Below are 286 nucleotides of genomic sequence, written 5' to 3' on the forward strand. Positions count from 1 at the left end.
CGGATATCAGCCTGACAGGCAGCCGCATCATGCTTTACCGCGTCATGAGTCATCTGCTGGAAAATGCGGCGAAATACAACCGGGAGCATGGATCTGTCACGGTTGTCACAGGCAGGGACGGCGATGCTGTGGTGGTGGAGATTACAGACACGGGGATTGGAATCCCGGATGAAGAGCTTTCACATATTTTCGAGCCGTTTTACAGAGTGGACCAGTCGCGGTCCCGCGCCGTGGGAGGCGCAGGTCTGGGACTGTCGCTTGTTAAGGATATTGTGGAGAAGCATGG

At 55.6% G+C, this 286-nt stretch carries 1 protein-coding gene; it reads left to right on the forward strand.

Annotated elements, in window-relative coordinates; genetic code table 11:
- The coding region (locus NE473_RS32260; RefSeq protein WP_256265735.1) for a sensor histidine kinase at positions 1–286 on the forward strand (286 nt) is incomplete at both ends.

It is taken from the genome of Hungatella sp. SL.1.14, from assembly GCF_024460495.1.
In the GTDB taxonomy this organism is placed as follows: Bacteria; Bacillota; Clostridia; order Lachnospirales; family Lachnospiraceae; genus Hungatella; species Hungatella hathewayi.